Annotated in this window: 24 protein-coding genes, 1 tRNA gene and 1 pseudogene; 15 read left to right on the top strand and 11 right to left on the bottom strand. The window is 39.9% G+C overall.

Annotated elements, in window-relative coordinates; translation table 11 throughout:
* Positions 1-11 precede the first annotated feature (11 nt).
* The 3 genes from lptF to GQ367_RS02065 all read left to right on the top strand — a co-directional run bounded on the left by lptF (position 12) and on the right by GQ367_RS02065 (position 3367).
* On the top strand, positions 12-1139 hold the full coding sequence (gene lptF / locus GQ367_RS02075) for an LPS export ABC transporter permease LptF (protein WP_215291066.1): 1128 nt from the start codon (positions 12-14) through the stop codon (positions 1137-1139).
* Positions 1140-1141: 2 nt separating this feature from the next.
* Positions 1142-2302 (top strand): LPS export ABC transporter permease LptG, encoded by a 1161-nt coding sequence (gene lptG, locus GQ367_RS02070; protein WP_215291064.1) that lies wholly within the window; start codon positions 1142-1144, stop codon positions 2300-2302.
* A 123-nt stretch (positions 2303-2425) separates the two neighbouring features.
* Entirely contained in the window at positions 2426-3367 is a 942-nt protein-coding gene (locus GQ367_RS02065) for a CysB family HTH-type transcriptional regulator (protein ID WP_215291062.1), read from the top strand.
* Positions 3368-3385: 18 nt separating this feature from the next.
* Here GQ367_RS02065 and GQ367_RS02060 read toward each other — a convergent pair whose 3' ends face one another.
* Together GQ367_RS02060 and GQ367_RS02055 are read right to left on the bottom strand one after the other, a co-directional pair.
* On the bottom strand, positions 3386-4213 hold the full coding sequence (locus tag GQ367_RS02060) for a 23S rRNA (adenine(2030)-N(6))-methyltransferase RlmJ (protein WP_215291060.1): 828 nt from the start codon (positions 4211-4213) through the stop codon (positions 3386-3388).
* Between the two features lie 36 nt (positions 4214-4249).
* A complete protein-coding gene (locus GQ367_RS02055; protein ID WP_215291059.1) occupies positions 4250-4588 on the bottom strand; it encodes a hypothetical protein in 339 nt (112 codons plus the stop codon).
* A gap of 110 nt (positions 4589-4698) precedes the next feature.
* Here GQ367_RS02055 and GQ367_RS02050 point away from each other — a divergent pair, with 110 nt between their 5' ends.
* Positions 4699-4920 carry a hypothetical protein gene (locus GQ367_RS02050; RefSeq protein ID WP_215291057.1) on the top strand — a complete coding sequence of 74 codons (222 nt, stop codon included), beginning with the start codon at positions 4699-4701 and terminating at the stop codon, positions 4918-4920.
* 55 nt (positions 4921-4975) lie between these two features.
* On the opposite strand, the gene GQ367_RS02045 is transcribed toward GQ367_RS02050, so the two are convergent.
* The 3 genes from GQ367_RS02045 to GQ367_RS02035 form a co-directional block, all read right to left on the bottom strand.
* Positions 4976-5061 (bottom strand) — tRNA-Leu (locus GQ367_RS02045).
* Between the two features lie 50 nt (positions 5062-5111).
* Complete coding sequence (locus GQ367_RS02040) at positions 5112-5990, bottom strand: NAD(P)-dependent oxidoreductase (protein WP_215291055.1); 879 nt, start codon at positions 5988-5990, stop codon at positions 5112-5114.
* Between the two features lie 36 nt (positions 5991-6026).
* Complete coding sequence (locus GQ367_RS02035) at positions 6027-7016, bottom strand: quinone oxidoreductase (protein WP_215291053.1); 990 nt, start codon at positions 7014-7016, stop codon at positions 6027-6029.
* A 306-nt stretch (positions 7017-7322) separates the two neighbouring features.
* Here GQ367_RS02035 and GQ367_RS02030 point away from each other — a divergent pair, with 306 nt between their 5' ends.
* The 3 genes from GQ367_RS02030 to GQ367_RS02020 are packed head-to-tail and all read left to right on the top strand — an operon-like array spanning position 7323 to position 10685.
* A complete protein-coding gene (locus GQ367_RS02030) occupies positions 7323-7727 on the top strand; it encodes a hypothetical protein (protein ID WP_215291052.1) in 405 nt (134 codons plus the stop codon).
* A 39-nt stretch (positions 7728-7766) separates the two neighbouring features.
* Complete coding sequence (locus GQ367_RS02025) at positions 7767-8891, top strand: SIR2 family protein (protein ID WP_215291051.1); 1125 nt, start codon at positions 7767-7769, stop codon at positions 8889-8891.
* A gap of 6 nt (positions 8892-8897) precedes the next feature.
* Complete coding sequence (locus tag GQ367_RS02020; protein ID WP_215291050.1) at positions 8898-10685, top strand: ATP-binding protein; 1788 nt, start codon at positions 8898-8900, stop codon at positions 10683-10685.
* Positions 10686-10688: 3 nt separating this feature from the next.
* Here GQ367_RS02020 and GQ367_RS02015 read toward each other — a convergent pair whose 3' ends face one another.
* The 6 genes from GQ367_RS02015 to GQ367_RS01990 form a co-directional block, all read right to left on the bottom strand.
* Complete coding sequence (locus GQ367_RS02015; RefSeq protein WP_215291049.1) at positions 10689-11792, bottom strand: relaxase/mobilization nuclease domain-containing protein; 1104 nt, start codon at positions 11790-11792, stop codon at positions 10689-10691.
* A gap of 2 nt (positions 11793-11794) precedes the next feature.
* Complete coding sequence (locus GQ367_RS02010; protein WP_215291048.1) at positions 11795-12148, bottom strand: ribbon-helix-helix domain-containing protein; 354 nt, start codon at positions 12146-12148, stop codon at positions 11795-11797.
* Between the two features lie 688 nt (positions 12149-12836).
* Positions 12837-13286: a hypothetical protein gene (locus GQ367_RS02005; protein ID WP_215291047.1), complete on the bottom strand. Its 450-nt coding sequence runs from the start codon at positions 13284-13286 to the stop codon at positions 12837-12839.
* Positions 13287-13293: 7 nt separating this feature from the next.
* A complete protein-coding gene (locus GQ367_RS02000; protein WP_215291046.1) occupies positions 13294-15909 on the bottom strand; it encodes a DEAD/DEAH box helicase family protein in 2616 nt (871 codons plus the stop codon).
* On the bottom strand, positions 15906-17804 hold the full coding sequence (locus GQ367_RS01995; protein ID WP_215291045.1) for a site-specific DNA-methyltransferase: 1899 nt from the start codon (positions 17802-17804) through the stop codon (positions 15906-15908). The genes GQ367_RS02000 and GQ367_RS01995 overlap by 4 nt, the downstream gene beginning before the upstream one ends.
* A 98-nt stretch (positions 17805-17902) precedes the next feature.
* Positions 17903-18958: a site-specific integrase gene (locus GQ367_RS01990; RefSeq protein ID WP_215291043.1), complete on the bottom strand. Its 1056-nt coding sequence runs from the start codon at positions 18956-18958 to the stop codon at positions 17903-17905.
* A 155-nt stretch (positions 18959-19113) separates the two neighbouring features.
* Between GQ367_RS01990 and GQ367_RS01985 the strand changes: the two genes are divergently transcribed.
* The 8 genes and pseudogenes from GQ367_RS01985 to rng all read left to right on the top strand — a co-directional run bounded on the left by GQ367_RS01985 (position 19114) and on the right by rng (position 25926).
* Positions 19114-19836 carry a YebC/PmpR family DNA-binding transcriptional regulator gene (locus tag GQ367_RS01985; protein WP_215291041.1) on the top strand — a complete coding sequence of 241 codons (723 nt, stop codon included), beginning with the start codon at positions 19114-19116 and terminating at the stop codon, positions 19834-19836.
* Between the two features lie 81 nt (positions 19837-19917).
* Positions 19918-21192 (top strand): phosphoribosylamine--glycine ligase, encoded by a 1275-nt coding sequence (purD, locus tag GQ367_RS01980; protein ID WP_215291039.1) that lies wholly within the window; start codon positions 19918-19920, stop codon positions 21190-21192.
* A 13-nt stretch (positions 21193-21205) separates the two neighbouring features.
* Positions 21206-22135 (top strand): oxygen-dependent coproporphyrinogen oxidase, encoded by a 930-nt coding sequence (gene hemF / locus GQ367_RS01975; RefSeq protein ID WP_215291037.1) that lies wholly within the window; start codon positions 21206-21208, stop codon positions 22133-22135.
* 8 nt (positions 22136-22143) lie between these two features.
* Positions 22144-22860 carry a nicotinate (nicotinamide) nucleotide adenylyltransferase gene (nadD, locus tag GQ367_RS01970; protein WP_215291035.1) on the top strand — a complete coding sequence of 239 codons (717 nt, stop codon included), beginning with the start codon at positions 22144-22146 and terminating at the stop codon, positions 22858-22860.
* On the top strand, positions 22860-23261 hold the full coding sequence (gene rsfS, locus GQ367_RS01965) for a ribosome silencing factor (RefSeq protein ID WP_089515318.1): 402 nt from the start codon (positions 22860-22862) through the stop codon (positions 23259-23261). Before nadD ends, rsfS begins: the two co-directional genes overlap by 1 nt.
* A 29-nt stretch (positions 23262-23290) precedes the next feature.
* Positions 23291-23734, top strand: a complete 444-nt coding sequence (gene rlmH, locus GQ367_RS01960) for a 23S rRNA (pseudouridine(1915)-N(3))-methyltransferase RlmH (RefSeq protein WP_089515317.1) — start codon at positions 23291-23293, stop codon at positions 23732-23734.
* A gap of 26 nt (positions 23735-23760) precedes the next feature.
* Positions 23761-24405 (top strand): annotated as a pseudogene (locus GQ367_RS01955) (nucleoside triphosphate pyrophosphatase).
* Positions 24406-24456: 51 nt separating this feature from the next.
* On the top strand, positions 24457-25926 hold the full coding sequence (gene rng / locus GQ367_RS01950; RefSeq protein ID WP_215291033.1) for a ribonuclease G: 1470 nt from the start codon (positions 24457-24459) through the stop codon (positions 25924-25926).
* The last annotated feature ends 14 nt before the right edge of the window (positions 25927-25940 follow it).

Raw genomic sequence — 25940 nt, 5'->3', positions numbered from 1 at the left:
CTTCGCTTTTTATGATCTTTAAAAGAGCCCTTCGACAAGAACTCAATTTCACCACAGGTGTGGTGTTCATGGTTTTGGTCACGCTTGTATTAACCAATTTAATGATCAGGGTTTTAGGTAATGCCGCAAGTGGCACCGCCAACCCAAAGGATGCCCTGGTTTTAATTGGCCTTGGAATGATCAATTACCTGCCAATTTTATTAACTGCATCAGTTTTTGTGGCTATTTTGATGGTTTTGACTCGCTGGTACAAAGACTCTGAAATGGTCATTTGGCAATCAGCAGGCATCAGCTTGTTAAAGATTTTGCGCCCCATTTTAAATTTCACTGCACCCATTGCAGTGGCCATTGCTGTTCTTTCTATTTTTGCATCCCCTTGGGCCAGCGAAAAATCTGCGACGATCAAACAACGCTTTCAGCAACGCGACGATATTTCAATGTTAGCCCCTGGCCAATTCCGAGAATCCTCTGGTAACAATCGTGTGTTTTTTATCGAAAGCATGAACCCAGAAACGGATGTGATCACCAATGTGTTCGTCACTGACTTTGGCAAAGAGCGTCAATTGGTGGCCGTGGCCAAAGAAGGCTTTATACAAAACACTGCTGCTGGAGAAAAACAACTGATTCTGGCAACTGGCAGACGCTACGAAGGAACACCCGGCAATACCGACTTCAGAATCACTGAGTTTGATAAATACACAGTCAAGCTTCAAGACAAAGTGGTGGACCCTATCATCAATGGTCCAAGAACATTGCCTGTGTGGATATTGATTCAGGATCTCAATAAGACACACCTTGGAGAAATCCTTTGGCGCATAGGCTTACCTTTGATGGCATTTGTTTTTGCCATCATCGCCATTCCCTTGTCATACATGGACCCCCGCAGAGGCAGATACACAGCCCTGATCATGGCTGTTTTGCTGTATTTCACTTATTCCAATTTGCTCAAATTAATGCAGGCATGGGTCAGCACAGGCAAGCTTTCATTCTCTATTGGATGGTGGCTGCTTCATGTGGTGATTGCATTAATTGGCCTCACTCTGATTATCTATCGCCAAAATAGATCGATCACATTGCTTGGTCGCTATAAAAAATGGACTCTCAGTAAAAGCTCCCCTAAACAAAATGGGGTGAAATAAATATGTGGCATAAGCTCTTTCCACTCGTTTACGAACGTTATTTAGCAAAACAAATTTATTTGGCGTTTGTTTTTATTTTGTTTGCTTTGATTTCATTGTTCATATTTTTTGATTTCATTGCTGAGATGGGTGACACCACCAACACCTACACAGTGTTATTAGCATTCATCACAGTTCTGCTCAGAGTGCCTAGTCGTCTGGTTGAAATCATGCCGATTGCTGGCTTGATTGCTGGCATCTATGTCATGGCCAATATGGCCGCACAATCTGAATACACCATCTTGCGCATTGCAGGCCTTGATACCCAAAAAGCCTTGCTGACATTGATGAAGATTGCCGTGCCAATTGCTTTCTTGATTTTGTTAATGAGCGAAGTTCTAGGCCCTATGAGTGAAGGCTTTTCAAAGAACGTGCGCTTAAGCGCTCTTAATCAGGGCAAAGAAGTTTTGGAGTTTCGTTCAGGTGCTTGGATCAAAGACAAGCTCAGAGGCGATGATGGCAGAGGTCAAGTTCAAAAAGGAATTCGTTACATTAATGTGGGCTCTTTAGAAACCAACGAAATCATTCGTGGCTTTCGAATGTATGAGTTTGACGGCGAATATCGCCTCCTATTGAGTCGTACTGCTGAAACAGTTCAATTCGTTGGCAATGGTGTTTGGCGCTTAAATAAAGTCACCGAAACACGCTTCACTGAAATCAACTCATCCAATCGCTTGGATCCAAGTTTCTCAACCACCATCAAGCGGGCTGAATCTTTAGACATTGAAACTGAAGTCAGTCCAGCATTATTGGGTGCTTTGTTGATCAAGCCTGATCGACTATCCATCATTAACTTGTTCAGCTACATCAATCATCTTCAAGAAAACAAACAAGACTATCAACGTTACGCCATTTCTTTTTGGAAAAAAGTCATTTATCCATTCACGATCTTGGTGATGCTGGCATTGGCTCTACCCTTTGCCTACCTACAAACCCGTTCTGGTGGCATTGGCTATAAAGTCTTCGGCGGCATCATGCTGGGTATCAGCTTCCAGTTGTTTAATAGTTTGTTCTCACACGCTGGCTTACTCGGAGCCTGGCCACCATTCTTAAGCGCCGTCATTCCCGCTCTGATTTACTTCATCTTGGCGATTGCTGGCATTCGATGGATTTCTAAGGTTTAAAAAGTCCCACAAGTACAAATAAAGCACCTTCAGCAGAAGAAGTAGCTCACATACCCCTTAATTTCTAAAAATCATATAGAATGTATTTAATATACGATTAAATACATATAAGGGCATCCGGCCATGAATCTACATCAATTCAAATTTGTCAGAGAAGCTGTCCGTCAGAACTTCAACCTGACCGAAGCGGCCAAAACCTTGTTCACATCTCAACCCGGCGTATCCAAAGCGATTTTGGAGCTTGAGGACGAATTAGGCGTTGATATTTTCCGCCGCCATGGTAAAAGGATTAGAAACCTTACTGAGCCAGGTAAGCGAATACTAACTTCAATCGAAAGAATCCTAGTAGAAGTTGAGAGTTTGAAGAGAGTTGGCAAAGATTTTGCCGCTCAAGACCAGGGTAACTTTGTGATTGCTACCACCCATACCCAAGCAAGGTATGCCTTACCCAAGGTGTTAACAGAATTCACCAAGCGTTTCCCCAAAGTCAGGGTCAGCATCCAACAGGGCAGCCCCCAGCAAATCGCAGACATGTTGCTACATGACCAAGCCGACATCGCGATTGCTACCGAGGGAGTCTCAGATGTTGAAGGTTTGCTCACACTGCCAGGCTATCAATGGCAACACGTGATCGCGGTTCAATCCGAACATCCTCTGCTCTCGAAAAAGAACATCTCACTTGAAGACTTGGTGGAATATCCCATCATTACTTATGACAAAGCATTCGCTGGTCGCTCAAAAATAGATAAAGCATTTGATAGCAAACATTTAAAACCAGACGTGGTGTTAGAAGCAATTGACGCCGATGTAATCAAAACCTATGTTGAAACAGGCATGGGCATTGGTATTGTGGCGGGTGTTGCCTACGATGCAGAACGCGATAAAAATTTAAGAGTTATTCCGGCGGGACATTTATTTGGTAACAATGTGACAAAAATTGCACTCAAGCAAAATGCTTATCTGCGCTCTTTTGTTTACACATTCATAGAATTATTTTCACCAAGCTTGACGCGTAAATTAGTGGATCAAGCCATGTTGGGTGAAAGCGTTGATTACCAAATCTAAAAGATTACGAACTCGAAGCTATGAAAGCTCGTAATGAGCACCATCGAATTGGGCCAACGCATCCACAAGATAAGGCAAGATGTTTTGAAGTTTTTCTTTTAACACCCATGGTGGGTTGATCACACACAAACCACTGCCCAACATGCCAAAGCCTCTTTCATCAGGCTCTTGAACAGTGATTGAAACGTTCAAGGTTTTATCTGAAAGCGCTCTCATCGACTCTACCAGTGGAATGTGATCACCTCTGGTCAGTATCGGATACCAAACCACATAAACCCCTTCAGCAAAGCGACTTAAGCCCTCTTCAAGAGCAGTGATCACCTTGGCGTAATCGCTTTTAATCTCATAGGGCGGATCCATAAAAATAAGACCGCGCTTGGTTGGTGGCGGCAATAAAGCCTTGAGCGCTCCAAAGCCGTCGCTCTTGAATATTTTTGCTTGGCGATCGCGATCAAAGTGTTCAGCAAGCAAATCATGATCGGTTGGATGAAGCTCAAATAAACGCATCCGGTCTTCTGCTCTGATGGTGCGACGAATGATTTCAGGAGAACCAGGATACAAGGTCCACTCACCTTTGTTATTGCATGCCTTCACCAAGTCCAAATACTCTTGCAATACTGGCGGCAAATCATCACGACCTTGCAAGCGGGCCACACCATTGTGATATTCGCCTTTGGTGTTCGCATACTCTGACTCAAGTGAATACATGCCAGCTCCAGCATGAGTATCGATCACCCAATAGGGTTTATCTTTTTGATTCATGTAGAGCAAAATTTGCTGGAGCACGCAGTGCTTTAAAACATCAGCATGGTTACCAGCATGGAAGGCGTGACGGTATGCAAGCATTGGATATGTGTAAATTAAATCGCTTGAAAGAACTTCTTACTTGGCAACAGTGGGCGAGATAGCAGAAAGTTCAGAATATCTTTTCCAACCCAACTTGCTCAAATCAAGATATTTGGTACGCGAGTCTTGCGCTGGAACTTGCACAATTAAATTTTTCACAATCAAGCGCTTCATTGCAGCATGCAAAGTCGCTGGAGAAGCAATTTTCTTTAAAGCCAGCGCTCCTGATACGGTTAAGCTGTCCTCGGCTAAAAGAGCTGTGGCAATTTCATTGAGGAGCTTGATCTCTGTGGCATCCAAATTGTATTTGGCATCTACTTCGTCACATTGCTTTAGATAAAGCAAATATTGGCGAATTTTCTGATTGAGATTCATAGCTATTCATTCTAACCCTCCCATGAAGCTAATTGAAAGAAAAAATCTCATCCTGTATAAACAAACTGAATGTTAGTATTAGGCTTTCAATTTATATAAAATATAAATCAATGGACGCGATGGACGATTTTTATACAAAAGCTGAGCGTCTTCTCGACTTGATCAGTTGGGTATCAGACCAATTGCCTGATAACGGCGAAGAACTACCTCTCAAATTCCGTGAAGATGGTGAAATTGAATTTCATGATCAATTGCACGCCGAATTATCAAAGCCCGAAAATATCGACTTAAAAGAATGGGCAATGGCTAACGCCAAAAAACTATTTGAGTAATTAAGATTTGAGTGGCTTGAGTGTTTTGAGATTGCCAACTTAAGTAACTTAAGTTTGGTGCCGCGGGACGGACTCGAACCGTCACACCTTTTGGGCGGGAGATTTTGAGTCTCCTGTGTCTACCAATTTCACCACCGCGGCATGTGTGTTGCTGCTCATCAATTTTCAATGAATTGCAAACAAGACCGCTATTATGCCTCAAGAACCTTCAGAAGTGAAGAAGTGTCATCGTAGCCCCACCCAGACTCCATCAATTTTTCTAGTTGCACAGCCACTGTTTGTAAGGCTGGCATGTCTAAATGGCTTTTTGTAGCAGCATCTTTTACCAAGAAAAAATCCTTGGCATGAAGCCTTGCCTCAATGCCCGCTTTAAAGTCTCTGGACACCATCTTAGGACCCATCAAATCAAGCATTCGGCTACCGGCCATGCCACCAGAAATCGCCTCAAATACTTTTTGTAAGTCAGCGCCATTGGCTTGAGCAAAACGCAAAGATTCAGCAACCCCCTGAATATTGATCACTTGAGCAATCTGATTGCATAACTTTGCCACCTGGCCATGACCCACGCCACCAATGTGCGTGATGGTCTTGGCATAGTTCTTCACAATTTCTTTTACTTTGGCCACATCCTGATCAGACCCACCCATCATCATCACCAAAGTGCCCTCTGTGGCCGCTTTAACCCCACCGCTCACTGGCGCATCAACATAAGTCACGCCTATACTGGCCATAACCGCAGCGATGTCTTTGGCGCCCTGAGGATCAATCGTGCTGTGATCAATACAAATGGCTCCAGGCTTCGCTGTTTTAATAGCAGCCTCACTACCCGCATGCAAGACTTCAGCCACGTCCTGGGTGCCCATCACATTCGTGATGATGAAATCAGCACCTTGGGCCGCTTCTGCAGGAGATGAACAAGCAATAGCACCGGCTTCAATCAAATGTTTTGCTTCATTTTGAAAAACCTCAGGACGTCTGGCGTAAATACGCAGTTGATGACCCGCTTTTAATAAAAAGCCAGCCATAGGACGTCCCATATTCCCTAATCCAATAAATGCAATCGTGCTCATTTGATTTAAAACCTTTGTTGATGAATGAAGTTATTTTTATCGAGGTAAAAAGATCGTGGATCCTGTGGTTTTACGATCTTCCAAATCACGATGAGCCTGAGCTGCATCTTGCAATTGATAGCGTTGATTGATTTCAATTTTGATTTTGCCGCTCATCACCTTGTCAAATAAATCAGCAGACATCGGCTCTAACAAGCTTCGATCGTGGGCATAAGTCATCACGGTTGGACGAGTTAATTTCAGTGAACCTTTAACACCCAAAATACCCACATCAATCGGCGGCACAGAACCAGAGGCATTGCCATAGGTCACCATCATGCCGCGTGGCTTAATGCAGTCCAAAGATTGCATGAAGGTATCTTTACCAATCGAGTCATACACAACGTTCACGCCTTTGCCGTTGGTCAACTCTTTGGTGCGCGCCACAAAATCTTCTTTCGTATACAGAATCGTGTGATCACAACCATATGATTTTGCTAAGGCTGCTTTTTCTTCTGAGCCCACTGTACCAATCACTGTGGCACCCAATAGCTTTAACCACTGCATCGCAATCAAGCCAACACCACCAGCCGCTGCATGGAATAACACTGTATCGCCTGCTTGCACTTTGTAGCTATCAGTCAACAAGTAATTAACCGTTAAGCCCTGCAACATCATGGCAGCGCCCATTTCAAAAGAAATGGCATCCGGTAACTTCACCACGATTTCAGCCGGCATCACACGCACTTGTGAATAGGCGCCAGCTGGTTTACCTGCGTAAGCCACGCGATCACCCGCTTTGACATGTTTCACATTGGAGCCAACCGATTCAATCACGCCTGAAGCTTCCATACCAAGCCAACCAGGCAATGGTTGTGGATAAACGCCTTTGCGGAAATAAACATCAATGAAATTCAGGCCAATGGCTTCATGCACCACCCTGACTTCATCTGGGCCTGGGGCAGCAACCTCGATATCAACCCACTGCAAAACCTCTGGACCACCCACTTGCATCATTTTGATGGCTTTTGACTGAATCACACTCATGACTGTCTCCTGTTTTTATTTAGTAGTTTTTTGCTTAATTTTTGAGTTTTTTGGCTAATCAGGCGCTAATTTGCCTAAAATTACAATCTTAGCTAAATATATAGCAATTATTCAATAAAAGTTATCAGGGAGTCTTTATGGCCGGTCATTCCAAATGGGTGAAATATATTTTTAGCTGAAAAATAGGTCCTGAATAAAATAAATATAAGTAATTGATTTTATTTAAATAAATGACAAATTTTACTCATTCGCAATCAGTCCAAATCAGGGGAAATCACTCAAATAGTGTGTTTCTAGTGTGTTTCTTTGTTTGATATTGTGCTCAATGATTTACGAGGAAAATTTGGAGACAAGGTACTTCTCAGCCCTCAAGACATTTCTGAAATCATTGGAATGAGTGTTGGAGAGCAAGCCAACAAAAGGAGTGCCGATGACTTTCCGATCCCTTGGTCAAAAGATAGCGGAAGAATTAAGGTGACGATTTATCACCTTGCTGACTACATAGCTAATCACGGCAAAAAACAAGTTAAACAACAAATAGCAAAAATTCCCGATAGGCTGACACGAACTCAAAAGAAAGCCACAAAGGGTCATTTAGAAAAAGAATGGTGGCTTTTCAGAAGCCGTCCTATTATTGCAATAATTCAGAAATCAAATTTAGAGCAAGCTTTAGATAAAAAAACTCTACTAACAAAAATACTCAAGGTGTAATTCACTTCACATTGCAATTAACAAATTAAAAGGCAAGAGATGATTGATACAAACATAAAGTTGGATGAAATTTATCAACAGAACATTAATTTTTTATTTGGCTCCGGAGCTTCAGCCGATTCGCTTCCAACCTTAAGTGTTAAAGCTAAAAAATCTGATGGAAAAAATCACACAATAGAAACCATCTCAAATCAAATCGGGGATGCCAATGATGATGAGACGATTAGGCTCAGGGCTCTCCTGTTCATGCACTATTACAAAACATGTATTCAACCAATGATCGAGCTTGATTCCAATAATCTTAATGAATCACAGCTTGGCACGATTACAAATTATGAAAAATTTCTAAGCATCGTCATTCACATGCTTTCTAGAAAAGGAGCGAACCTTAAACCTGTTTGCAACTTCTTTACAACAAATTACGATGGTTTTATCGAGTTAACAGCTGACAAAATACTAACGGAAAAAAACCACAACATATCTATAAACGATGGCACCAGGGGATTTTTAAAAAAATACCTTGATGTAAAAAACTTTAATATAAATTTTCGTCAATCTGGGACATTCTCAGACATTCCACATCTAATTCCGCAAATCAATTTAATTCACCTCCACGGCTCTTGCTACTGGAAAAAAAATGAAGGAAAAATTGAGGTTGATTACATAAAAAAAGAAAACCTCATAACTATTGATGCATCAATATTAGATCCCTTTTCAAAGCTCTTAAATAATCCCAAAAGTACTTATGATGACTTCAAAACTTATGCTTCTAAGATAGATAATTCTTTTAGCAGTGTTGCAAGAGAATTCATGGAGAGCTACAACAAATTACCGATAGTTAATCCTACTAAGTGGAAATTCCATGAAACAATTTTTGAAGAGCACTACTATGAAATGCTAAGGCTTTTAAGTTACGAATTAGAAAAAAAAGATACAGTACTAATTACTTTTGGATTCTCATTCTCAGACCAACACATACTGAAATTAGTTCAAAGATCACTTTATAACCCAGGACTTCAAGTTTTCATTTGTTGCCATAATGAAGATGACTTACTGGATGTGCAAGATAAATTTAATGGCTATAAAAATATCAAATATATTTACTCGGCCGAAAAGTCTCTTGATTTTGAATTGCTTACCTCTGAAGTCTTAACTAATATTTAAAAATATATGAGAATAAAAGTCGGTGAGGTCATTGAAGTTAGGGGTCTCAAAATCACCTTGAGAATAAATGATGACTCAAATAAAGAGTTCATATTTAATAATGGGGAAATTTTCAAAGGAATCTCAATTCGAGAATTTATAACAATTGAGAGGGGATTTAAAGATATTGTATGTGTCGTAGAGGGAGAGTACCTCAGTGAGAACTCAATGTCATCCACTGGTATATCTGACACCCCCAAGTACATAAGAAAAGTTGAGGTAAAGCCAATTGGCTACTTTGATAACAACAAATTTATAGAGGGCATTAAGTATTTGCCCATGATAAAAGATAGTGTTTTTTTATCATCTCAAAAACAAATTCAATCCATTTTCAATAAATTTACAACAGATGATTTTTCAATTGGAAATCTTATTAAAGAAAATTTTCCAATTAGCATTCCTTGGGAATTAGTTTTTAATAGCCATCTTGGAATTTTTGGGAATACAGGAAGCGGGAAATCAAATACCTTAACAAAACTCTACACAACACTTTTTGATAAAAAATCAAAAAAAATGTTGGGAAAAAGTAAATTTGTTCTTCTAGATTTCAATGGTGAGTACACCGGAAATCAATTATTAACATCTCAAAAAAATAAAAAAATTTACAAATTAGATTCTAGCAATCCAGATGGGGACAAATTGCCCATAAACTCTAATCAGTTTTGGAACCATGAAACACTATCTCTTCTTTTCAAAGCCACCACCAACACCCAAACACCATTTATAAGAAGAGTGGTCAGCCGAAAATTAAAATATAACGATAATACGAATAGCCTTGAAAACTATATTAAATATACTATTAAAGAAAATTTCCAAACAACATCCCCAAAAAAAGAAACAATTGACCTACTAAAAAAAATAGCTGAAATTATTGGTAATCAAGGTCTAAAAGATAGGTTAGCAGAGATATCTTGGCGTAGCGACAGCGGCGTCTTTCATCATCCTCCCTCGGGCAACAGCGGCTACTTCAATGGCGGTAGCTCTAATGCTTATGAAAGTATTTGCGAAACTTTGGTGAGTGAAATCTCACTTGAAGAAATTAACTTTTTTAATGAATTAATTATTAGAATTAACCTACAGTTAGTTAATGACTTGATATCAGGATATGTTCAATTTGAACATATTCAACCTCTTCTAAAAAGAGTTGAATCATTAGCAGATAACTTATGCAATGTTATTAGCCTCACAGATGATGATACAACGTCAGAATTATTAACCATCATTTCACTTAGAAAATGTAATCACCAAGAAATTAAAAAAATTATCCCACTGCTTGTGGCAAAACAACTTTACACAGCTCATAAAAATTCTGTTTCAACCCCACCTAATAAAACTGTTCATTTAATTATTGATGAAGCACACAATATCCTTTCCCAGCAATCATTAAGGGAAGAAGAGTCATGGAAAGACTACAGGCTGGAACTTTTTGAGGAAATTATTAAAGAAGGTAGAAAATTCGGATTTTTTTTGACGTTATCAAGTCAAAGGCCTGCCGATATTTCACCAACAATCATGTCTCAAATACATAACTTCTTTATACATAGACTTGTGAATGATAAGGATTTATTCTTGCTTGAAAACACAATAAGTACACTTGATACATTATCTAAAAATATGATACCGAACCTTCCAAAAGGTGCGTGCATTATTACCGGTACAGCCTTTGATTTACCATTAGTAATTCAAGCTGACCGATTGAATCTTGGGCAAAGGCCTGACAGCGAAGATGTTGATCTAGTGAAAATTTGGAGTTAATGACTACTTTATTTTTATTTTTTTTGGCTCACATTCAAGTTCTTGACGAACTCGCATTAGCTGATTAATTCGTGCTTGAATTGCAGGCATCTCATTAAACTCGCAATCAATAAGAGCCATGCCCAATACTCTTAGCTCCTCATTAATATTTAAACCTTGGGTCTGCGGGTAACCAGAGGTAGATAATCGTCTTCCTGTGTTGGTTCTGTTGTCTGACCTGCCGAACCCCCTCCTGAATTGTTCCCACGAAGTTCTTCCAATCTCTTTGAATGAACTGTAAGAATGACATTCATTTTTCCCATAGCCTCTTTGATGTCCTGTAACTGCTTGTGAATTTTTGTGATTGAATTCATGTGAGCTGTTTGCTGATGTAGCACTTGATTGTTTGAATGCTCTACCAAAGATACTCTGCTGTTGAGACTGTTTAAATAAATCTCCATTTCCAAAATGGCTCTTGTGAGCAAGTCGTTTTCCATAGGTGGTATTTGATTCTTTTCCATATTGCTTTCCTCCGTTTCTATTTGTACTAACAAATTTTTTAGGAAAGTCAAGATTGCTCAAATAATCACTTCTCTTTTGTTTTAAATCATCAAATACTTTTTGATAAAAAACGACATCCTTGGTTGTCATTTTCTTGCTATCCACTTGGTCAAAACCAAGTCGGTAGTTTTCCAATCTAGTAAAACTTTCAAAAAATAGTTGATTTGATTTTCCGGGAGGATGTAAATTAAATGCTCTCCCAAATCCTTTAGAATTTAATAAAGTTCTAGGGCACACAAAATGAAGTTCTAGATTTCCCTTATCTTGATGCCTAACAAATAGAAAATTTATCTTTCCATCTTGATGAGATGGGGCAAAGGTGTCCATAAAGCGATGAATGAGGCTGTGTTGCTGTTGTTCTGTTAATTGCTCATCATCCTTAAAAGCAATTACCCCAGCCACATAGGAATGCTTTCTTCGGCTTGGCATGGTGCTAATGATGCTCTTGGTAATCTCAGCATTCCCATAAACCACTTGTGGTTCATAGCCTTGGTGAGATTGTGGGTCTAATAGGTAATTGATATGACCAACCCCTCCCAAACCTTGCCCTTGGTCAAATATCCTCACAATCATAATTTGCTATACACACATAGAACATTTGATAGCAGATGATTAGCTTGGTTGATTGCTATTAGCAGTTCAGTATGGTCAATCTGCTGGAGGTGTAATTTATGGATAGCTTGATTGAGATTGACACCAATCTTGTTTACCTCATAAATCATTGACACCATATTTCTTTTATTTTTTCTACTTGGCTTTAATGCTCCATCTCGTATAAATTCACTGAGATTGGAATACTCAAAATCAGCCATTCTTTCTTTGATGGTGTTGATTTCCTCTTCTGTGAGACGAACTTGTAGTCTTTTTGTTTTATTCATTTCTGCTCCACTTCTATTCCAATTCAGCCATCTATGTGCTGACATTGGGTAACCTTGCTAAGGTTCTTAATTCAGTTAAGCAGAAAAAAATGAAAAATCAAGTTTTTGGCCCGTTCAAATATTTTTACATTTGTAAAAATCCCCTATGGGGTCTAGGCTTCGCACTGGTATTTATTCATTTAATCTAAATTTGAGATTTATCTCTTCTAGATATTTGGACTGCTGTTGCAGTACAGTGCTTTGCATTAGGATTAATCAAAACCTATTAAGACTAATCTTAAAAAAGTGCTATACCTGAAAACGTATAGCACCCCCCTTTACCCAAATGAATTTGGTGGAAGTGCTATACCTTTGAGGTCCTATACCCATCAAAGTGGAGGTTAGTTCAAGATTTCCCTCGCTCTCTGGTTCAGGTGTCTTGTCACCCATTAGCACGGTCCAGATTCAGCTCTCGCTTGCCAGTTTGCTAATCCCATAACACTTAAGTTATCCGCAGTTCTTTAACTCTGCCCTTTGTACTGGCTTAGGGTCTATTACTCTTGCTTTCTGTGTAATCGGCTATCCATTAGGAAGTAGTCAGTTTTAATTTTGCCGAGCCTCTACATTACACATATCAAGTAGACCAAGAACCCCAAACGAGAAAATTGCTCAGCAAAATTGACGAATAAAGCTCTACTTTGTACTAATAAGAAATTTAAAAATAAATGTCAAATCCTATTTAGATAAACTATTTTCAAATTTTCAAATTATTTTTTGATGGGGACTTAGACTCACTAGATAACGAAAGGTCGCCTCTAAGCTTTACTACTCTGTACTTGGTTAGTATGAATCTTACTTTTTCTACCTTGCCTTCGTAATCATCAGAAAAATAAAAATTTACATACTCAGAATTGAAAAAAGGCGATATTTCTTTTACCGAGAACCCATATTTCTCTTTAAAGAAATCCCATAATTGGTCGCAATAAAAAATATCCTCGCCTCCCAAATTTAAATTTGTGTTTAATTTTTGGGTGAAATCTTCGTAAAAATTAAAGTCGTAATCAAATCCTTTTGAATACAGCCATTTATTCTCGTGAGTTATAACCTGATTAGATAGATTAGCATCAATGGCTAAAATTTCAGATTTCAAGAAATGAATCATCTCCATAAACTCACTTAAAAGCTGTGGAGAATAAGCACTCATAAATTTACTACTCTAAAAGCTCTTGAAAAGCTTTATCAAATTCTGTCAATCTTTCAGCTTGATTAAAGAATGGCAACCCCCAAAGAACATAGTGCTTATTAGAAAAAAGTTGTTCAACCGCATGATCATCTTTTATCACACTTAAAAATTCCTCTTTCCACTTGTCAGCAAGCAACAAATGACCGCCCTTCGGCTCAATAAAGACTTGGTAATGTCCAGTGTCGCTTTCTTCCTTACCAATTAGATAAAGAACAAAATCTGGCTCAAAGGGCCTGCCATCATCAAATGCATATATCTTGAAATGCTTTTCATTCCTGATTAGATAAGCCTCAGAATACTTTTTAGCTAATTCATCATATTTCTTATCTATATATTGAATGAGCAATTTCTCTTCACTAGTGCCATAGCAATCATCAAATGCAAACCATGCTTTCTTTGACAAATCTAAATGGTAAGCAGTCTCAGAAACATTACTCATAGAGCGACCAAACTCTTTATCGCCACCATCATCAATCATAAAATTGAGTGTTTTATCAGTAAAAATCTGATTAATCATCTTAGGTTTAAATAATTTTGAACCCTTAAACTCAATTTTGTCTGAAGAAATAATTTCAGATATTGAAGATAAAGTTTGAATTGATGCATCAAGCATTGTCTCAACATCAAGATTCTCAACCTGCTCTTTTAGCCCGGTAACTTCAATCTTAATTTTTCCCAAATAATTGTCTGAACTGATGAACTCAGTAATTGATTTTAGATTAGGTAAGTATTTCTTTAAGTTGTCAAACTGATAGAAATCAATTCTCTGAATCGCTTTACGAAGAATAATTGAGCCAAAGCTTTTCAAAAAATACTCTTTGCTAACCTTATTAGCTCCACGATCAGTTTTTTCCAAATCAAATGCTACAGAATTTTTTGTATATCCAGTCCTCAGAGATACACGATGTAGTTGACTAATTAAACTACTGTCTAGACCATTAATTTCATCACGACTGTATTTAAGTCTCTCATTCAAAAAGATATGCCCAGCCTTATATAAACTGGTTGATTTAAAACTTTCTTTAATTTGAACTTTTCTAACTTTTGACTCTTTAGATTTAATACCAATTTCTTGAAGTGCTGAATTAAGCTCTTGAATATATTTTGGATTGTATGCACTGTGATAGTAAAGCTCTTCACAAATCCGGAGTTCGTTTTCAATATCGGCATCATATTTCCGACCAAACAATGGCTGATCTTCATTTATTTGGAAAGGGCAATACCTTGCTCCACGACCAATTAATTGAGCCTCACTCATTGTTGTTTTACCAACTTTATTAGACTTAGCATCACGAGTATCGTAAAGACGGACAATATCAAACAGGTTTAAAACATCCCAACCCTCATTAAGCTTATCAACCGCAAATACCGCACGATACTCATTTGACTCTAATGAATTAACTGCAATTTGCTTCTCTTCACTCTCTTCTTTGCTATTAACTACAATAAGCTTTTCTTCCGAAAAATCTTCTTGAAGCTCGGCAATCAAATTTTCCAAAGAAATTTTATTGGCATCTAAGTAATCAAATATTTTAAGAATTGTTTCATCATTAGACCCTGCTTTAATCTGATGAAGGGTCTTAGGGGTTAATCCTTTAATGCCTGCATTGAATTCATTAAAAAAAACTTGGCTATCTTTGATAGTCTTGGATTTAAACAGAATAATAGGCTTGATATTTTTACGGTGTTTAGCAAATAGTTTTCTTCTGTATTGACTCAAAAGTATTGCCTGTAAAGCCCTTTGAAATGGGGATAAGTCAGCCTGAAGAACTTTAACTTCTTTTGAGTACCCATCTTTTCTGAAATTCTTTAATGGGTAGTCAAATATTAACTTTGGCTTATATTTTTCGCTTAGATTTTCATCACTGAAATCTACCGTAGCAGTGAATTCCAACATTAAATTATCAGGGTTAGCCTTGAAAATTCTTTCTACCGTACCTTCCCAAGATATTGTTTCAAACATTTCATCTTGGTCTACTGATTTACCTTTTTTAGTATCAGCATTTATGTGGTGAGCTTCATCAGAAATTAAAACAATTTTTTGATTTTCAAAATCATCATAAGTCAGGGTGTTTTCTTTAGGGACATTCAGAGCCATATGAAGCCCTTGAATAGTAGAGAAAACAATATTTATATCATCTGCATTTACCGATTGAAAACTTTTAACCTCTCGTACCTCAACCCTCTTATCTCCGACAGTAATATTTTCAGAAAAAAGATACTTTCCAGAATTTGCATTCAAGAAATTATCCCTAGTCTTATCAATAATATTTGTACTGTTTACAAAGAAGAGAAAATTTCTATAACCTTTCTCGTACAAGTAGGCAATTAATCCTGCCATCATTAAAGTCTTACCAGACCCAGTCGCCATATGGAATAGCAATTGATGATTTTGCCTAGGCTTACCATCAAATGACTCATTCCAATAGCTCGTAAAAAACTTAAAAGCACTCTCTTGGTATGGTCGCATTGGGAATGCGGGATTAAGGTTGCCAGTAATAGAACTGGGCAATCTAACTTGCTCAATACTTCTTTTCCCAAGCTCCTCAATAAGAATTTGGTGAAGAGTCTTTAATTCACTCATCTTTTAACTGCCTTGAAAAATTGACGATTTAGAGATTTATCTTCATCAGCAATTCCAAATGTCTCATCATCAATTTCACTCAAAGGAACATATAGTAAATTTTTATCTAACACCTCCATGAGAAACCTTTTTTGATTTTCGAAATCAAGCTCCGAGAACTCTGTCTTAGTATTATCAATACTCTTAACATTTACCTTATAAGATAAAAATGCATTACTTTTCATTTTTTCCCATATAGAAACGAGCTCTTTAGGTGTTTGCGATTCAGAAATATCTTCTAAGAAATTTTGATTAGCTTTTGCAAGTTCACAGTAGATGAATGAGCCTTGAGCATTATTCTCAACAACCTTTTTGATTCTTTCTCGAGTAACAGTTTCAACATAGTGCATCTGCTCCGCTAGAATAAATTTTCTATTTCCGCCATCTTGCTTATTCAATTCCAACACTGCATGAGCAGTTGTTCCACTACCCCCAAAAAAATCTAAAACTATCGCCTCTTTATTCTCCCCAATTACCGCATACAAGCAGTCATAAACATTCCATAAAGATTTCGGGAAATCAAACTTACAGTCTGGGACTAGAGACTTGATTAGCTTAGTTCCATATTCATTAGCATCATATCTAGGGTCTAGCCAAACAGTTTTATAAGTACCGAAATCCTTACCAATTTCAATTTCATATCTACCACCCTTTACTTTTTTTGCTCGCAATAAATGTTTTATTTCATCTACTGATTGCCTAGCGTATCTCCACTTCCTCTCCACCCCGTTAATATCAATAGGGTATACATAACACCTATCTCCATCTTTCACATTTTGAGTCGGATGTTCTGAATCAACTAAAACATCCTGAAAACCAACCACTTGTTCGTTTTCAACAATTACTCCGTAAAAACAATTTTTTGCATCAGTTCTCTCAGATTCAGATCCCCAATTCCTAAAATTTGACCACTCAATATCTTCTTGATTAATTTTTCTTGATGAAATTATTTTCTTTCCTCTTGGGATTACAAAAAAAGCATACTCATGTGTATATGAAAAATTAGTACCTTGAACACCTCTTGGGTTATGAACGACAGTAATACAATGCACCTCATGCTCACTAAACATTTCTTTAAGCAACACACCCAAGTGTGCTTGCTCATTTTCATCAATAGCTACTACTAAAGAGCCATCTTTACATAACAATCTCTTTGCAACCTCTAATCGGTTTTTCATAAAGGTCAACCAAGTAGAGCGATTAAAACTATTGTTGTAAGAGAAAGTATTTGCTTTGCTATCAGGATTGTATGGTGGGTCTATGTAAATTAAATTAACTTTTCCACTATAAATATCTTCTAATGTATGAAGGACTAATAAATTATTCCCTTTAACAAGAAGACTTTCACCTCCCTGAAATTCAGTTAACTTACTCTCCCCATTCTTAGTAAATTTCTTAAAATTAACCAATACTTTGGGCGAAAGCAATCTGTCGATTTGGTCTGATGCTAGAGTCTCACTCCAAAATTGTTCTGATCTTTTTGCATCATCTTTATCTTGTCCACCCTCCAACAGGCAGTCTTTATATGGCCATGAGACGACCACATCTTTCCCATCAGTTATGAAATCACCGTCTACAGTTAAGCCGATTTTATTTTTATAACTAGTGTAACTATCAGGTAAAAAATTCTTATTACTAACAAATTTTTGAAATTTAATCTTGTCAAAAATAACAGTTCCATCAACCTCTTCAAAAAAAGATTTTTTAATCTCCTTATCTGAAAGCAATAACTTAAGCAATTGAGAGTCAAGATTGAGTGCCAACTCAATAATTTTATTTTTAATGAGCTTGCCATCAGATATAAACCTATTATCTTTTGATAGTAGATTAGTTAGGTTAGTTAATAGGTTTTGCATTATTTATTCCGATTGTCAAATTTCAATTAATTGTACATTTCATTTATATAAAAAATAGCCATTGTTATAGCTAATAATCATTCTCTCCACTCTTTAACTCACCACAATTTCTGAGTGATAGATGAATTATTAATGTGGGTATATTTTTTCAGCATATCCACAGACTTATGTCCTGTGATGGTCGCTACATCCATCACAGATAAAGTTGTTTTTGTTACTGGGTGAATAAATTCAAAAAACCGTGTGGTCGCTTCATGCCTTAAGTCATGCCATCTCAAGTCTTTAATATCAGCCCTTTCACAACAAATGTGGAACTGCCTACTGAGGTGATGTTCATTTAAGTGCCAAAAATGAAACACCCTCTTATTCATATCATTTTCAGGGTTGTGGTGCCTCTTAATCCACAGCAATATTTTTTTAGCAATACTTGTAATGGGTATCACCCTACCTGTTTTGGTTTTGGTGTTTTCAGCCAAAAACTCAACAGATTGTTGCTCTAGGTTCACCTGTGCCCATTTGAGCTTGAGCATTTCACCAATACGACAACCAGTCTCCAAAGCAAACAAGACCGAGATTTTCATTTCTTGCTGTTTTATTTTGCTGTGTTGTTTGATGGATTTGAATAAAACCCTTGTCTCTTCTCTGCTAAATCGTCTATTTCTCTCGCCAGATTTGGTGGGACATTTCACCACCTCAAAGATAGTTTGGGTATATCCATGCTGAACACTATGATGAACCATCGCATTTTTGAGAGCCACATAGTAGTGATAGACCGTTGAGGGCTTATTAATCTGAAGCCTCTTGTTAATCCATTTGGAGAGTGTTTTGGCTGATAAAGATAAAACAGTGAAACTCTTAAATTCCTCTTTTAGGAACTTCAACCGATCAAAATGCTTTCTGGTGGAGAGCTTCCTGTGGGGGTTGGGATTTTCAATGTACCAATCTATGAGGTCTGGAATCGTCCACTTATTGGCCTCACTCGGATTAATCACCTCATTATTTAAAACCTTTGCCTCTACTGAAATGGCATAGTTCTCAGCCTTTCTTCTTGTAGGGAAGTTTTTACTAATCGGTGGATAGCCCCTTCTTCGGATTTGGACCTGAAAGGTCTTAACACCTGTCTGGGGATTGATTCGCTCTTTAATGCTTGCCAAGTCTTACTCCATTGGTCTTGAGGTGCTTAATTTGAGATAATGAGGTTCATTCTAAATAAAAAGATTCAAGTAGTGTGTTTCTATTGTGTTTCTATGAGTTTTTCAGAAGAAATCTGCAATCTAAGTAACTGATTTTAAATAGGAAATGTAATTATATGGCAGGTCATTCCAAATGGGCCAATATTCAGCATCGCAAAGGACGCCAAGACGAGAAGCGCGGCAAAATTTGGACAAAATTGATCCGTGAAATCACAGTGGCTGCAAAAATGGGTGGCGGTGATATTGCAACCAACCCTCGCTTGCGTTTGGCGATTGATAAAGCCAAAGACTCAAATATGCCCAACGATAACGTGCAGCGTGCAGTTCAACGCGGCACAGGATCACTAGAAGGTGTTAACTACGAAGAAATTCGTTATGAAGGCTACGGTCTCAATGGTGCTGCCGTGATCGTGGATGCTTTGACTGACAACAGAACCAGAACAGTGGCTGAAGTTCGTCATGCCTTCACCAAACATGGTGGCAATTTGGGCAGCGATGGCTCAGTTGCTTTTTTATTCAAGCATTGCGGTCGTATGTTCTTTGCACCTGGCACTTCTGAAGATGCTTTGATGGAAGCTGCACTAGAAGCAGGTGCAGATGATGTGATCCCTCAGGAAGATGGCTCGATTGAAGTGGTGACGCCTCCTTATGAATTCTCACAAATCAAAGATGCCTTGATTGCCAAAGGTTTTTCTCCAGAGATGGGTGAGGTAACGATGCGCCCTGATACAGAAACTGATTTGTCTGGTGAAGATGCTCTCAAAATGCAAAAACTATTGGATGCTCTTGAGTCATTGGATGACGTACAAGAAGTGTTCACCAACGCATCCATGGAATAGCAATAACAAACAACAATTCTTCAGCTTAATCGAGTCATTATTTGTCGAGTCAATATTTAAATAGGTTTTGAAAGTTTTTTTATGAAAATTTTAGTGATTGGTTCTGGTGGTCGTGAACATGCTCTTGCATGGAAGTTGGCTCAGTCTCCAAAAGTACAAAAAGTATTTGTGGCTCCAGGCAATGGTGGCACTGCAACAGCTGCTGCCAAAAACATGGGCATTGAGAACCTCAACATCACTGATCTAAATGCTTTGGCAGCCTTTGCCAAAGACGAGCAAATATATATGACCGTGGTTGGTCCAGAAGCCCCATTGGCTGGCGGCATTGTGGATATTTTCAGAAACCAAGGTTTGCGTATTTTTGGACCCACTCAAAAAGCAGCCCAACTCGAGTCTTCAAAAGATTTTGCAAAAGCGTTCATGAAACGCCATCAAATCCCAACGGCCGAGTATCAAACCTTCTCAAACATCCAAGAAGCTCATGCCTACATTGATGCCAAAGGTGCACCAATTGTGATCAAGGCAGACGGCTTGGCCGCAGGCAAAGGCGTGGTCGTTGCTATGAGCCTAGAAGAAGCTCACGGTGCGATCGACATGATGTTGTCTGATAACAAATTAGGTGATGCCGGTGCCAGAGTGGTGATTGAAGAATTTTTACAAGGCGAAGAAGCCAGCTTCATCGTGATGGTCGACGGTAAAAATGTTTTGACCTTGGCAACCAGTCAAGACCACAAGCGTTTACTGGATGCCGATCAAGGCCCTAACACTGGCGGCATGGGTGCATATTCACCAGCGCCCGTGGTGACCCCAGAAATACATGCGCGCGCTCTAAGAGAGATCATCATGCCAACCGTTAAAGGCATGGCAGCTGATGGCATTCCATTCACAGGCTTCTTATATGCTGGATTGATGATCGATGGCAAAGGTCAAGTAAAAACATTGGAATTTAATTGCCGCATGGGCGACCCAGAAACACAACCGATCATGGCTCGCCTCAAGAGCGACTTCTTGATTGCTTTGGATGCCGCAGTAGATGGCAAGCTTGATCAAGTGGAATTAGATTGGGATGCCAGAATCGCCTTAGGCGTCGTGATGGCTGCACACAATTACCCAGAGACTCCGCGCAAAGGTGATGTGATCACAGGTATTCCTGCTGATGATGTGGATCATGTGACATTCCATGCTGGCACAACAATGGATAAAGGCGTGCTCAAAACATCGGGTGGTCGAGTCTTGTGCGTGGTGGGTTTAGACCACACCACAAAAGGTGCCCAACAAAAAGCTTATGCGCACTTAGATCATATTCAATTTGATGGCGCACAGTTCCGTCGCGACATTGGTTATCGCGCACTTTAATTAATTAAATCCTATGTCAAACACAAGCATCAACGTCGATCAAATTCGTCAATACTTTTTAGGTTTACAAGAACGCATCACTGCAGGCATGAGTGAGCTTGATGGCAAAACTTTTGCCACAGACTCTTGGACAAAACCAGCCGATGCCAAACTCAAGGGCGATGGTCGCTCAATGATTCTTGAAGAAGGCAATATCTTGGAGCGCGGTGGCGTTGGTTTTTCTCACGTGCGTGGCGATTCAATGCCACCTTCAGCAACAGCCCACCGACCAGAGCTTGCTGGCAGAGCCTTTGAAGCCATGGGCGTATCACTGGTGTTCCATCCACGCAATCCACACATTCCAACCGTTCACTTGAACGTACGTTGCTTTATTGCTCAAGCAGAAGGCAAGGATCCTGTCTGGTGGTTTGGAGGCGGCATGGATCTAACTCCTTACTATGGTGATGAAGCTGATTGCAAACATTTTCATCAAACGTGTAAAAACGCATTAGATCCATACAAGCCAGAACTTCACCCACGCTTTAAAAAGTGGTGTGATGAATACTTTTATCTCAAGCACCGTGATGAACCACGTGGCATTGGCGGTATTTTTTATGATGATTTCAGTGAGTTAGGCTTTGATCAAAGTTTTGCCATGACTTGCTCAGTCGGAGATGCTTTCTTAGAAGCCTACTTACCAATCGTTAAGAAACATCAACACGACCCTTACACAGAAAGCCAAAGAGAATTCCAAGCCTTCCGTCGAGGCCGCTATGTTGAATTCAACTTAGTCTTTGATAGAGGCACTTTGTTTGGCCTTCAATCTGGCGGACGCACTGAATCCATCTTGATGTCCATGCCACCGATCGTTCGCTGGGGCTATGACTGGAAGCCAGCTGCTAACAGCCCAGAGGCTCTGCTCTATACCAACTTCTTAAAACCGATTGATTGGATTGCTCGTTAATGGATAACATGAGCAACATGGATAACATGGCCAGCAAGAAACGTTTATCCGTCGGAATCTTGGGTGGCACGTTTGATCCGCCTCACTGGGGTCACTTGCGTCTGGCTGAGCATTTTTCAAGAGTGCTACAACTCGATCACATCATCTGGATGCCTGCTGGACAACCATGGCAAAAAGGCAATGACATCACTTCCGCCAAGCATCGCTTGGCCATGAGCGAATACGCGATCGAGACCTTGCATGATTTATTTGTGGATCACCACATATATACAAAAATTGATATCAGCACCCTAGAGATGTCTAGAGAAGGTCCGAGTTATGCGATTGATACTGCCAAAGAGCTGCGCGCACTTTATGGCGAACAGGCGTCAATCACCTGGATCATGGGTGCCGACAGCTGGGAAAACATCAAAACTTGGCATCAGTGGCCAGAATTGCCGAACTACGTACACATCGCGGTTGCCAGCCGTCCCCACACATCTAATCAGGTAGATCAAAGCCCAATTGGTAGCGTTTTTTCAGATAAACAGACACAAGACCCTCAGTTGTTACAATTGAGCCCACAGGGACATGTTTTGTTTGATCAAAGCCTGCAGATTAATCTTGCCTCCAATGAACTTCGTGATGGGTTTTACAACCACGCATCATGGGATGAATTGGCAGATGCAATACCACCCTTGGTACTCGAATACATCGAAGCCAAAGGTCTTTATAGAAATAAATAATGGATATTCCAAAATTACAACGCGTGATCATTGATGCTCTTGAAGATGTCAAGGCAGAAGACATTCGTGTTTTTGATACAACCAAAATCAGCGATCTATTTGATCGCGTGATCATCGCAACCGGTAACAGCAACCGTCAAACAAAATCATTGGCCATGTCCGTCAAGGAATCAGTCAAAGAAAAAGGTGGTGACGTTATTTCTGTTGAAGGTATGGAAACCGGTGAGTGGGTGTTGGTCGATTGTGGTGACATCATCGTTCACATCTTGCAACCGATGCTGCGCTCTTACTACCAACTAGAAGGCATTTGGGGTGATAAGCCTGTGCGCGTTAAATTGGGTAGCAAGGCCAATAAGTCAAAACGTTTCGCCAGCGAACCTGAGGATGATGAGGACGACTAAACCTCAGGTTTAAGACTCCTTTTTCAATCATGAAACTTTGGGTCATTGCAGTGGGTCACAAGATGCCCGCATGGGCTGAAACTGCCACCCAAGATTATCTGAAACGCATGCCAGCAGATTGCGCGATTCAGATCAAAGAACTCAAGCCAGACATCAGCCCTGCCAAAGAGGCGATCAAAATACGTGAAGCCCTGCCAAAGGGTGTTCACATCATTGCTTTGGATGAGCGTGGCAAAGATCTTTCCACTCAAGACCTAGCCAACCAACTCAGTGCTTGGCGCCAAGATGGTAAAGACATTGCATTATTGATTGGTGGCGCGGATGGCTTGGATGCTGAGCTTAAAAAAGAAGCTGCATCGATGATTCGCCTCTCTAGCATGACCCTTCCGCATGCCATGGCCAGAGTTTTATTGGTCGAACAACTTTACCGTGCGTGGACCATCTTGCAAGGCCATCCTTATCATCGCGTTTAAGAGCGCCTCATTAAAAAGTAAGTGTGATGCACTCATTGATTTATCTGGCCTCTCAAAGCCCTCGCCGCCAAGAACTTCTCACGCAAATTGGCGTTAAGTTTCAATTACTCCTGGCCGACCCAAGCGAAGATGCCGAATCATTGGAAATCCAATTACCTGATGAACCAGCTTTGGTTTATGTGAAGCGCGTTACATTAGCAAAGCTAGCAGCTGCCAAACAACGACTTCATGCCAGAGGATTAGATTTAGCGCCCATCTTGTGCGCCGATACCACTGTGGCACTTATGCTGGAAGATGGCAAAGAAATCATTTTAGGTAAGCCCGCTGATCACCAGGACGCCAAAAGAATCTTGTAGCTCTTGAGCGGCAAAACACATCAAGTCCACACAGCAGTCGCTGTATTGGGCAAGTCTCACATGAATGATGATCAACCCAAACTTCTTGTTTCAAGCTCACAAGTGACTTTTAAGTCACTCAGCGATGCGGAAATTGATGCTTACATTTCCACCAATGAGCCCATGGGTAAAGCCGGTGCTTATGGCATACAAGGCATTGGTGGCTGCTTGATCAGCACTATCTCAGGCAGCTATAGCGGCATCATGGGCTTGCCTCTTTATGAAACCTCTCAACTCATGCATGAAACTGGTGTACAGTTTTCTCTTAGGCCTTAAAACTGATTTAAAACACTGCGCACTGCCTCAATAGATTGATAAGTTTCAACCATGATCGAAGAAATCCTCGTAAACATCACCCCTCAAGAAACCCGAGTAGCCATCATTGCTCAGGGAGTGGTGCAAGAGCTTCACATTGAAAGAAGCCAAAGTCGAGGCATTGTTGGTAACGTCTATTTAGGTAAAGTGACGCGCGTGCTACCAGGCATGCAATCTGCATTTGTGGACATTGGTTTAGATAAGGCAGCATTTCTTCACGTGGCTGATTTATGGATGCCAAAAAATTCCAAGCCCGATAACACCCCCATTGAAAAACTGGTGTTCGATGGGCAAACTATTTTGGTTCAAGTTCTAAAAGATCCGCTGGGTACCAAAGGTGCTCGCTTGAGCACTCACATCAGCATTGCTGGCCGCAATTTGGTTTTCTTGCCACAAGAAGACAATGGCCAACAAGTGGCCATCTCTCAAAAAATTGAAAACCTTGAAGACCGTGACGCTTTAAAGAAAAGATTTCAAGGTTTACTGACTGACTACCAAAACGAATCTGGCAGCTACATCTTAAGAACCAGCGCCGAAGATGCAGATGATCAAGAGTTATCCAATGACTTGAGATATCTGAGCGCTACTTGGAAAAAGATTCAGGATGGCAGCAAGCAGATACCCGCTCCATGCTTGCTTCATCAAGACTTAAGCCTTGCTGAGCGAGTATTAAGAGATTTGGCGTCGGATGCCATCGGTCAAATACGCGTTGACTCTGCCGAGAACTTTGAAAAACTAAAAATATTTGCCAAAGACTTCATGCCTAACCAAGAATCTAAATTGATTCTTTATCGTGGCGAACGCCCTCTATTTGATCTGTACGACACAGAATCAGAAATCAATCGCGCCTTGGGTCGTCGTGTTGACCTTAAATCAGGCGGCTACTTGATGATTGATCAAACAGAATCAATGACCACGATTGATGTCAACACTGGCAGTTATGTAGGTGCTAGAACATTTGATGACACCATCTATAAAACAAATTTAGAAGCCTCTCAAACCATTGCGCGCCAATTGCGTTTACGCAATCTTGGTGGAATCATCATCATTGATTTCATCGACATGCACAGCAAAGAACATCAAGACGCGGTGCTAGAAGAACTCAATAAAAACTTGGCCAGAGACAAAATCAGAACGTCTGCTAACCCCTTCTCTTCATTAGGTTTGGTAGAAATGACTCGCAAGAGAACTCGTGAGTCATTGGCACACCTTTTATGTGAACCTTGTGAAGTTTGTCAGGGCAAAGGCCAAGTTAAAACTGCTCAAAGTATTTGCTATGAGATTTTGAGAGAAGTATTGCGTGAGCATCGCCAGTTCAACCCGAAAGAATTCAGAATCATTGCCAGCGCTGATGTGATTGATCGCTTCTTAGAAGAAGAAAGTACACACCTTGCGCAGCTGATTGAATTCATCGGCAAGCCGATTCGCCTTCAGGCTGAATCAAGCTTCAATCAAGAGCAATACGATATTGTCTTAAGTTAAAACGTACTGTATTT

The organism is Polynucleobacter sp. MWH-CaK5 (genome assembly GCF_018687615.1).
GTDB lineage: Bacteria > Pseudomonadota > Gammaproteobacteria > Burkholderiales > Burkholderiaceae > Polynucleobacter.
This window is presented reverse-complemented; position numbering and strand designations above follow the sequence as displayed.